This is a genomic window from Brumicola pallidula DSM 14239 = ACAM 615 (assembly GCF_000428905.1).
GTDB classification, from domain to species: domain Bacteria; phylum Pseudomonadota; class Gammaproteobacteria; order Enterobacterales; family Alteromonadaceae; genus Glaciecola; species Glaciecola pallidula.
Window position 1 is genome coordinate 105,988 of sequence record NZ_AUAV01000013.1, and the last position, 10,738, is coordinate 116,725.

General features: G+C 42.8%; 6 protein-coding genes. 3 read left to right on the forward strand and 3 right to left on the reverse strand.

Translation table 11 applies throughout. The features are described from left to right. Positions 1-86 precede the first annotated feature (86 nt). From G399_RS0105145 to G399_RS0105155, 3 genes are all read right to left on the reverse strand, one after another. A complete protein-coding gene (locus G399_RS0105145) occupies positions 87-1,673 on the reverse strand; it encodes a sugar porter family MFS transporter (protein WP_006008139.1) in 1,587 nt (528 codons plus the stop codon). 99 nt (positions 1,674-1,772) lie between these two features. Further along, on the reverse strand, positions 1,773-3,491 hold the full coding sequence (locus G399_RS0105150) for a glycoside hydrolase family 16 protein (protein ID WP_006008137.1): 1,719 nt from the start codon (positions 3,489-3,491) through the stop codon (positions 1,773-1,775). Between the two features lie 187 nt (positions 3,492-3,678). Next, positions 3,679-6,831: a beta-galactosidase gene (locus G399_RS0105155; protein WP_006008134.1), complete on the reverse strand. Its 3,153-nt coding sequence runs from the start codon at positions 6,829-6,831 to the stop codon at positions 3,679-3,681. Between the two features lie 218 nt (positions 6,832-7,049). On the opposite strand from G399_RS0105155, the gene G399_RS0105160 reads away from it, so the two are divergent. From G399_RS0105160 to cydB, 3 genes are all read left to right on the forward strand, one after another. Next, positions 7,050-7,886, forward strand: a complete 837-nt coding sequence (locus G399_RS0105160; RefSeq protein WP_006008133.1) for an AraC family transcriptional regulator — start codon at positions 7,050-7,052, stop codon at positions 7,884-7,886. A 449-nt stretch (positions 7,887-8,335) separates the two neighbouring features. Then, positions 8,336-9,733, forward strand: coding sequence for a cytochrome ubiquinol oxidase subunit I (locus G399_RS0105165; protein ID WP_006008129.1), 1,398 nt, complete (start codon positions 8,336-8,338; stop codon positions 9,731-9,733). 2 nt (positions 9,734-9,735) lie between these two features. Beyond that, the gene (gene cydB / locus G399_RS0105170) at positions 9,736-10,737 is read left to right on the forward strand and encodes a cytochrome d ubiquinol oxidase subunit II (protein ID WP_006008127.1); all 1,002 of its coding nucleotides are present in this window, start codon (positions 9,736-9,738) and stop codon (positions 10,735-10,737) included. The last annotated feature ends 1 nt before the right edge of the window (position 10,738 follow it).

Sequence of the window (10,738 nt, forward strand, 5' to 3'; positions counted from 1 at the left end):
TTTATCAGGTATTGGTAGCTTTGGTAGTCCAAGTTTAGATTTACCAGACCCGATTCAAATTGATGAACTGGGCTTTATTGCCACGTTCAGCGTAAGCCAAACACGCCCTCGATTTCTTCCAAAGAACGTCCTTTGGTTTCTGGTAGCATCTTATATATCAGGACAAAGCCGACAATAGCTAAGAGGCCGTAAATCAAGAATGTCGTGGCTGTACCTAAATTGGCCAACTCCCAAGGAAACAGCAATTGCACACTGAAGCTAACAGCACTATTGACCGCACCAATGCAGGCAATACCGACACCGCGTAGCCTATTAGGTAGAATTTCTGCCAGCAGTACCCACATTACAGGGCCAAGTGAGACGGCAAAAGAGGCAACAAAACCCAATATACCAATCAGCACGATAACTGAATTGATTGTTACCGCGGCCTCAATTAACACAGATTGATGTTCACGTGCATCATCTTCACCGAGCAACGCGATTGTTGCGTTTTTGAAGCTGACGTCATTCGAAAAGGTTTTACCTAAAATAGGCATCAATTTACTTTTGTGATCCTGACTTTCAATTGACTGAATAGAAGTTTCGGTAAGCTGGTAGCTTGCATTGTGAAAACCGTAGGAGGCGATGGACATACTAATGAACACACCTGCAAGACCAATCAACATAAGTGGTTTTCGGCCTAACCTGTCAATTAATAGCATGGCGACAATGGTAAATACGACGTTGATAACGCCAACCCAAATGGCTTGTGAAAATGCAGCGTTTTGACCAACGCCACTTTGCTCAAAAATACTTGGCGCATAAAAGTAAATGGCATTTACACCGGTAGCTTGTTGGCAGATAGCCACAACTAAACCGACTAATAAAACAAATCGCATCTTTTTAGAAAATAAACTTTGGAGTAAATTGAATATAGAGTCTGCTTTACCTTGTGCAGCGACGTTGCGGTCTGCTTTGATTTCTTCAATAAAAGTATCGGCCTGTTCACTCGTCATTGATGGCGCGGTGGTGTTTTTTGCATTGAGCATTAAGAGGACAGATTTGGCTTGGGTTTCGCGATTATTTAACGCAAGCCATCGAGGGCTCTCAGGAATAGTAAACAACAGCGCAAAAAATATGGATGCGGGAATAATTTCAAAACCCAGCATCCAGCGCCAAACATTGTTCTCGATGCCCAAGGCACTGACCCATGCAACAGGACTAGTCGACAGTTGTAATAGGTAATAGTTAACAAAATAAGCAACCGAGAGTCCAATAACAATATTGAGTTGGTTAATAGAAATCATTTTACCACGTATTTTTGCTGGCGAAATTTCGGCGATATAGATAGGAGCAACAACCAAGGATGCAAAGGCAATTCCGCCTATAATTCGAGCCGTAACTAACATGCTATAGCTCACCGCTAATGCAGAAAAAATAGCAGACACCACATACAAAAAAGCAATCGCAATAATGACTTTTTTACGACCAAACATGTCGGCAAAAAAACCAGCAAACAAGGACCCAAATAAGGCACCAAGTGTAGGCGAACTGACCACAAAACCTTGCTGCCAGTCATTCAATTTGAATTCAGTTGTTACAAAGCCAACCACACCAGAAATAACCGATGCATCAAAGCCAAAAACGAAGCCTCCCAGTGCAACGACAATCGCGAAATAAACACTTTTTGACATTAAATTAGCTCTCTTTTTAAGGCTTTTATTTTTATTTGATCAGACCAATGCTGGCTATTAGCGAGCTATATCTGACTTTGATTATCTGTTGGTCGCTACTTATTTAAATACGATTTTCATGGAGTTTGCAGCTATTAGCTCCGCTCGCCTTTGGATTGTAACTCCGATTAAGCCAACTAGTAACCATAGATGCACAGCACCGCCGCTTGATCCTGACGCAGTTGCAGGTTCTTGCGGCGCTGGAACGACGACAACAATCGCGCAACCAGTGCTATCCACCTGAGTACCTGCAGCCGTTCCCGGGCATTGATCATCAGCATCAAGAACGCCATCACCATCGCTGTCGACTGACGTTTGGGTATTGTTACCAAAAAAGATATTATCTAAAAATAGCGTGCCATTACCTTCTATTTTTAATTGAAAGACCTCGGTTAAATCAACAATAGTCGAATAGGTACTAAGCGGTATGACCAGACTTTGCCAAGACTGCTGGACGACATCAACTTCAAAAGATGTTTCAACTGGTCCTGGACTGATAATAAAGATTTTCAATGCAGTGGCGTTTTGTGTCCAATAATCCAGATAGATATTATCAAAGGCAGAAACATCCTGTTTATTATTACCAAAATCAGTACCTTGATAATCCAATGTCGCGTACTTTAGTACGTTATCTCCTTGGATTTGCTCTTGAGTTACTGTTGTCCCTTGTTCCCAATCAGGATTAAAGTCCACACCTTCAATATTTTGATAGCTATCGCTAAATAATGAAATAACCTCATTTTCCGCATTTGTTGGTGTCGGTGCGGCTTCTTCCGGCGCGGTAATAAATTGGCAGCCCGTTGCATCAACGTCAGCATTTGGAGGTGTATTTGGACATTGATCCAAACTATTAACAACCCCATCGTTGTCGTCGTCTAGCGCCACTGGTGTGCTTTCATTACATTGCTGCCATTCGTTTGCATCAGTAGCAACACAATGAGCGACATAGTCTATCTCCATGGTCGCAGTATTTAATTGAGGGTCAACAGCGCCACCTAACGAACCGCCTATGGCTACGTTCAATAGAACAAACATCGGCTCTTCATATTGAGAACAACTTGATAGATCGTGCTGAGCTACAATATTATCATCCATAAAAAAAGTAATTTCATCGGCAGTCCATTCAATACCATATGTATGAAAGGCCAAGACATCAGTTGCACCACCAGCATAAGTAGGCCGAGTTTCACCACCGCAATTACCTGCATTGAAGAAATTGGTGATGTAACGATCGCCTGAGTTGGCATACCACTCCCAAACATCTATTTCGCCAGCACCTGGGTTAGGCCAATTAACGTTATCGTTATCACCTTTGATAGGGTCTTCTGCAATACGGTTTTCTAACATCCAAAATGCGGGCCAGGTACCCCCTCTTAATTCCAAAAAGCGAAGGCGCGTTTCAATACGGCCATATAAAAACTCAGCTTTGTCTTTGCTGTTAATCCGACCGGACGTCCAAGGACGATCCACCCCATTTTGACCAGGGCAGTTAATATTTTGTCTGCGCGCGGTAATTTTAAGCGTACCGTCTGACACTTCAAAGTTACGTTGGGCAGAGGTTTCGTCATCGGTGTAACATTGAATCTCGTTATTGTAGTTGGCTTGAATTTGCGCTGTCCAATTATCCCAGTTAACGCTTTCACCGTCGAAACGCTCTATCCAAGAAACCTCCCAGCCAGCTTGGCTTTGTGCCAACGGCATAAAGCAAAAAGCAGTCAAAAACGCTGCTTTTTTAACGTGCTTTTTAGTCAATTGCTTGATCAAATTCGCAATATCCATGTTCAAACCCCTCCAAGATTTATACGCTTGTTTGCTAGGTGCAAGTAGTACGTCAAACAGCGTTGTATAATACTTTATTTAACAATTTATTTACAAGCGTCTTGGGGTGAAGTGGACTTTTAGTAAGACGAGTGAAACCTACCCCTTGAAGTGCCCTTTGTCACGCCTCCTTGTCACGCCTCCTTTGTCACAACGTATGCAATGTTAACGAATAACGATATTGTTTGCGCTCGAGTAGATACTCTTTATGCGTACTAGGACTCCATGAATCATCGCCACCCACCCCCATGTGCTGATGATCTATATGTAAGTGAATAACATCATCTTGCACCAGCTCATTGGTATGTCTCGCGGTTGTTAAGGTATTTTGTGAATACACACTAGCAGCGAATAAAAACGCACCCTGAACTTGTAAATTATTGACATTAAGTTGCTGACAGTCGCTGCGCAAACCATTATCTGTCGGGAAAATATACCCTGTATGAAGCTCATTCAAGGCCAAACTATAGTGTCCAAAACGCGCAGCCGCTTTACGATCTGGATAGTTTTCAAATGGTCCTAAGCCTAACCAGCTAACCTGTGAGTTTTGTCCTTTGCTGACAGCTAAACTGACTCCTATACGAGGCAGTGGTGGAAGGGCTTCATTTAAGCGCACATCAATATCTACAGTAACAACACCCAAAGTACTAATATTGTAAATCCACTGCGTTTGCGCTTGCATTGCACTTTTACCTTGCTGCTCGTATTCATAATCGAACACACAAGTGATCCGCACATCGTCGCGGGATGAAAGCGCCTTAATTTGTCGGCATGTGCGTTGCCACTTGCCTATACCCGCAAGTAACCAGCGAGCTTGCCACGCATTTGGGTCGAGGTTGTCAACCTCACTAACCCCAATATCATTGTCCAGCGGGGCTCGATAAAAGTTGTCCTGTAAACCGGCGGCAATAACCGACCGATTGGCGTGTTCCCATTTGTCTATCAAGCCCGTTTTGCGGTTAAAATTGATTATAAAATTAGCACCTTGGACAGCAATTGCCTGCTCACCATCATTCACGTTTAATGCTACTTGTGAACTGTCTGGTAGAACTACTGGCTGAGTCGGTAATTTGCTCAAGCTCAAGCTGTTTACCAAGCTAAACTGTTCTGTTGCCAGCACATGACCCGCTTGCGCAAAACTGCAATCGTTGAGCAGTTCTATATCGATATTGATATGATACTGCTTCCCCGCTGTAAACTCTGAATTGGGTGCGATATCAATAATCACAGTGCTCTGGGGGGCAATATTAAGCACGACACTAGCTTGTTCAATTTCAACGCCATTTTGCATGAGTCGCCAAATCAGCTTTTCATTGTCGGTGCTCCTAAACACATAATCGCTGAATATGCTGAGGCTGTATTGACTGTGATTTTGCGCGAGGCCATTCGGCGCTTTCGGCACGAGACTAAATTGTAGGTGCTGTTGGCTATATTTAGCTTCATATAAAGAGGGGTGTGCAGTGCGATCAGGAAACAATAATCCGTTGATACAGAACTGACGATCATTAACATCATCACCAAAATCGCCACCGTAGGCCCAATAGTGAATGCCGTTGCTATCGATTTTTGATAGTCCTTGGTCAACCCAATCCCAGATGAAGCCGCCTTGCAAACGCGGGTATTCTCTAAAGGCTTGCCAATAATCGTCAAAGTTCCCCAGACTATTGCCCATTGCATGCGCGTACTCACATAAAATAAGCGGGCGTGTTTCCCCTGGTAGACTCAGCCATTTCTTGATTGCGTATTTAGGCACTGCATCGTCTATTACATCGGTATCAACTCGAGAATACATAGGACAAATAATATCCGTCGCTGAGGTGTTCGCTCCACCACCTTCGTATTGCACCGGACGGGACGGATCGAATTTTTTTGACCAGGCATACATCGCATTATGGGTTGCGCCATAACCACATTCATTGCCCAATGACCAAATGATAATTGATGCATGGTTCTTATCGCGCTCAACCATCTGTGTATAGCGCGACATAAAAGCGCCAGTCCATTGTGGATCGGATGCTAAACGCCCCATCGGAAACATACCATGGGTTTCGATATTGGCTTCATCGACAACATATAAACCTAATTCATCACACAATTCATACCAACGCGGGTGATTTGGGTAATGCGCAGTGCGCACAGCGTTGAAATTGTTTTGCTTCATCAGCTTGATATCAGCAAGCATGTCAGCTTCATTGACTACATGGCCGTTTTGCGGGTGATGTTCGTGTCGATTTACACCGCGGATTAATATTGGCTTGCCATTGACGCAAAGCTGACCGTTATCAATTGCTACTTTCCTAAAGCCAATATCGTAGGCTTCTACATCAAGAATAAGACCTTTATCATCTTGCAAACTCACCACGCAGCGATATAAGTTTGGGGTTTCAGCACTCCACTTTTTTGGGTTTTGAATGGCGATATTATGGAACACAATATCCTCCCAACCGCCTTTTTCATCGATGCGTTTATTGTTTGTGCTTTGCGTTTGTGACTCGCAAATAGCAGAATCACCATCAAATACTTGCACGCTGACCGTGTGATTTTTGAGATGAGCTAGTGCAACTCCAGCGGGGGTTTGGATCGCTGTTTTCAGCTGGAGTGTCGCATCGCGATAACAAGCGTCTAAGTCTGTTGCAATAAAGACATCACGAATATAAGTTTGCGGTTTTGTGAGTAAGACCACATCACGAAAAATACCACTTAGCCACCACATATCTTGGTCTTCAAGATAACTACCATCGCTCCAGCGAATAACCATTGCCGAAATACGGTTTTTGCCAGCGGTAAGGAAGGGACTTAAATCAAACTCACTGGGCAGACGACTATCTTGTGAATAACCAACCCACTGACCATTGCACCACAGATGAAATGCCGAGTTTACACCTTCAAAAATAATATGATTACGCTGGGACAGCCGCTCAGTCGCTATATCAAACTCAGTGCGATACAGGCCCGTTGGATTATCGCTTGGCACAAAAGGAGGATTTACCGCAAAAGGATACTTTACATTGCAATAAATCGGCTTATCAAAACCTTGAAGCTGCCAGTTTGAGGGCACGTTTATCGTTTGCCAGTCATCAACAAACTCGGCTAGTAATGAGTCATCAACATCTTCAGGCTTAGCAATCAATTTAAAATCCCACAGGCCGTTTAATAACTGTTTTTGCGGATGTTGTTTTTGACGAGCATCCGCAACAGTTTTATAGCCATTAAGTGGACTGTGAGCCTTCTCTTGATTGACCTGCACCGACAAGGGGGATTCCCAGTCGCGGCGTTGAAGAATATGTTGCAGTGACGTCATAATGCTCCTTTTTACTATTGCGGATTGTTTTTGTACGCGTTGATTGCGTGCGATTTTTGCTTTTTGGCTTTTGATAAAACGAAAATGGGGAGGCGCTAAAACACCAACACGGCGCACTTCATGGTTATTACTAATACGCTTCTAAATATAGCTAAATTTTACCCCTTAGGTTATGCTTAAATCTATCTTATTTTTATCCTAAACTATCATTTTTATTTATGAGAAATACGCTTAAAGACATTTTAGATATTGGTCCTAACTGCTATGAGCGCTTTATAGAATCTGCTACGTTAGCTGAAATTAAGCCTTTGGAAATCGAACTAGCGGGTTGTTCAAACTTATCAGGAAGATATTGCGTTGCGCGCACAACACCACCTGATCACACTTTATTTTACACCCTTAGTGGGCAAGGCAGATTAACCACGCTTCACAAGCAGTATGATCTGACACCGAATACATTGGCCATCTTGCCAGCAAGGCAGGCTTTTGCAGTGAGCATAGCAGCGAAGCATTGGGACATTTTTTGGATCAACCTTGCCAACACTGCATGCTGGGAGCATGTGGCGTTAAGTGAAGCGCTGGTATTAGAGAATCAAAAATTCGAACCACTTCACCTCGCCATGGAACTACTATACGCTGAACCTAGTGCTAGTTTGCGTGCAGGTGTGATGCCAATACTTAGCCATTATCTGCACCTAACGCTTAAAGGCCAGACACAGCAAGAGCACGCACAAAAGGCTTCAAATGATCGTTTACAAAAACTGTTTCAAGAAATTGAAAAACGCTTGCAGTTTGATTGGACCATTGATGCTATGTGTAATTATATTCACTATTCATCGCCGCATTTGCATCGTTTGTGCCAAGCGAAGTTTGGTAACAGCCCAATACAACAACTTATTCATTTGCGTATACAGCGATCCAAAACCTTGTTATTAAATACATCCTGGCCTATCTCACATATTGCGAGTTATGTGGGTTATTCAAATATTTTTAATTTCTCGAAGCGTTTTAAAAAATCCGTTGGGATATCACCTAGCGGGTTTAGGCATGGTTAGTGGTTAGCGCTTAATCTCAGCTAGGTAGCAGGCAACGTTAGTGAAAAAACAGAAATAGCTTGATGCATAGGAGTAACCTCCGCCAATTATGACAACTCCAATGCCACAATTGTCACTTAACTCTCCTAATCTGAGACGGCTAGGGGCCGTTCACGTGTTTTAGCTTGGATTTTATGACCATTTTTGGCATCCATTGTCTACCATTTTTAATAGATAATAATAGCCTACACTATCCAGTATGAAGGGGGAATAAGAAGCTGGCGCGTTGTTGTTTGCATTTGTTTTATTCCGTCAATTAGGTAAATCTGTGCACTACTTTGCAACAATGGAGCGGTTCATGCTTAGCACTATACTGTCAGTGATTTGCCATCCGTCAGTTTTTTTTGTTTTACTTAAAATACCGTTGCTCGGGTGACATTTTGTAACCATCTACATGAATAGGTAACAATATGGAATTAGACCCCCTCATACTCTCGAGAATTCAGTTTGCGTTTATTGTTTGCTTTCACGCTATATTCCCGGTATTCACTATCGGATTAGCAAGCACCATTGCTGGATTCGAAACGCTGCACTTCAAAACCGGTAACCCTATTTGGCAAAAGTTATCTAAATTTTGGATCCAAGTCTTTGCCGTCGTATTTGGTATAGGTGTGGTCTCCGGTATTGTTATGTCTTTTCAGTTTGGAACGAACTGGAGTAATTTCTCTTATGCTACCGCAAATTTTTTAGGTCCGGTTTTGAGTTACGAAGTAATAACTGCCTTCTTCTTAGAAGCAGCGTTCCTTGGTGTCCTATTATTTGGGCGAGACAAAGTGCCGCAGGGGGTTCATCTATTTGCTGCAATAATGGTGGCTTCTGGGACTTTTATTTCCTCTTTTTGGATTTTATCAGCGAACTCACTCATGCAGACGCCGGAAGGTTTAGAGCTTATTAACGGCATGTACTATGTTACGTCGTGGTCGGACGCCCTATTTACACCTTCATTCGGTTACCGCTTTTTGCACATGGCCCTTGCCTCATTCTTAACCGCGGCATTTGTTGTCGCCGGCGTTAGTGCTTGGTTTGTCATACAAAAACGTGAACTAGAAGCGAATAAAAAAGCACTTTCCGTGGCTTTGTGGTTTTTATTGGTGCTTGCGCCTACTCAAGTAATCGTTGGTGATTTTCACGGTTTAAATACCTTGGAACATCAGCCTACCAAAGTAGCTGCGATGGAAGGAAACTGGGAAAAATCAACTGGTGTGCCACTTTTACTATTTGCCATTCCAGATCAAGAGGCGCAAACCAACCACTTTGAAGTGAAGATTCCTAAATTAGCCAGTTATGTATTAACACATGATTGGGATGGCGAAGTACCCGGATTAAAAGATGTACCTGAGGAAGAACGGCCCAACGTATTTATTGTGTTTTGGTCTTTCCGGATTATGGTTGGACTTGGTTTACTGATGGTTATATTCGCTATTTGGGGCTTAGTTTTGCGACCTAAAGGAAGAATTTACAAGTCGACTACATTTTTAAATGGCTTACGTTTAATGAGTATAAGTCCATTTATTGCGGTTCTAGCAGGCTGGGTAGTTACTGAGGCAGGTAGAGCTCCTTGGCTCATATATGGGCAAATGACCCATGCTCAAGGATTAACGCCTTCACTTACTGGCGGCATGGCTTTATTCACGCTAATCGGCTACATAGTGGTTTATACCTTAGTTTTTAGTTCAGGTATTTATTACTTATTAAAAGTATTTAGAGGTGGTTTAGAAAAAGCAAACGCACCTCACGAAATGGACGAAATAGAACGTCCAAGCAGACCCTTTTCAGCAGCGCACGTTGCAATCGATGGAGATGCATAATTATGGAACAGCAATTTGATTTAACCGTTATTTGGGCAGGCATTATTGGTTTTGGATTAATGATGTATGTATTAATGGACGGCTTTGATTTAGGCCAAGGAATATTGTTCCCCTTTGCGCCAGACGAGAAAGCACGAGACACCATGATGAATTCTATCGCACCGGTTTGGGATGGCAATGAAACCTGGCTAGTATTAGGCGGTGCGGGGCTTTTAGCTGCATTTCCTTTAGTCTATTCGATATTTTTACCGGCACTTTATATCGGTGTTTTTTTACTCCTATCAGGACTCATTTTTAGAGGTGTGGCCTTTGAATTCCGCTTCAAAGCTAAAACGTCTAAATACTTATGGAGCTGGTCTTTCTCGGTTGGCTCTATTGTTGCTGCGTTCGCACAAGGAGCGGTTGTTGGTGCTTATATACAAGGCTTTGAAACTGAGGGGTTTGTTTATTCAGGCGGGGCGCTTGACTGGCTTACCCCTTTCACCGTGATCACGGGGCTGGGTTTGGTTGCTGGTTACTCACTTTTGGGAAGCACTTGGCTGATCATGAAAACTGAGGGCGCCTTGCAAGACTGGGCTTATAAAATAACACCGCGTTTGCTCGCTGGGCTGTTAACTGTTTTTACCATCGTTTGTATTTACACTCCATTTATTGATGCTAATGTAAAAACGCGTTGGTTTGATAATATTAGTGTTATTTGGATTTTACCGGCGCTAACCCTTTATTGTTCGTACATAGTTTTAAGGTCAGTGAAAAAGAGACAAGACGGCATGCCATTCGTCGCATCTATGGGTATTTTCTTGTTTAGCTACCTTGGATTATTAGTCAGCAAATGGCCATACATCGTACCGCCTAATTTTACAATTTACGATGCCGCATCAGCCTATAATTCGCAATTGTTTTTACTCCTAGGTTTCCTATTTGTTATCCCGATTATTCTAACGTATACGACCTGGACATATTGGGTATTTAGAGGAAAAGTAAAACAAGGTGGTTACCACTAAT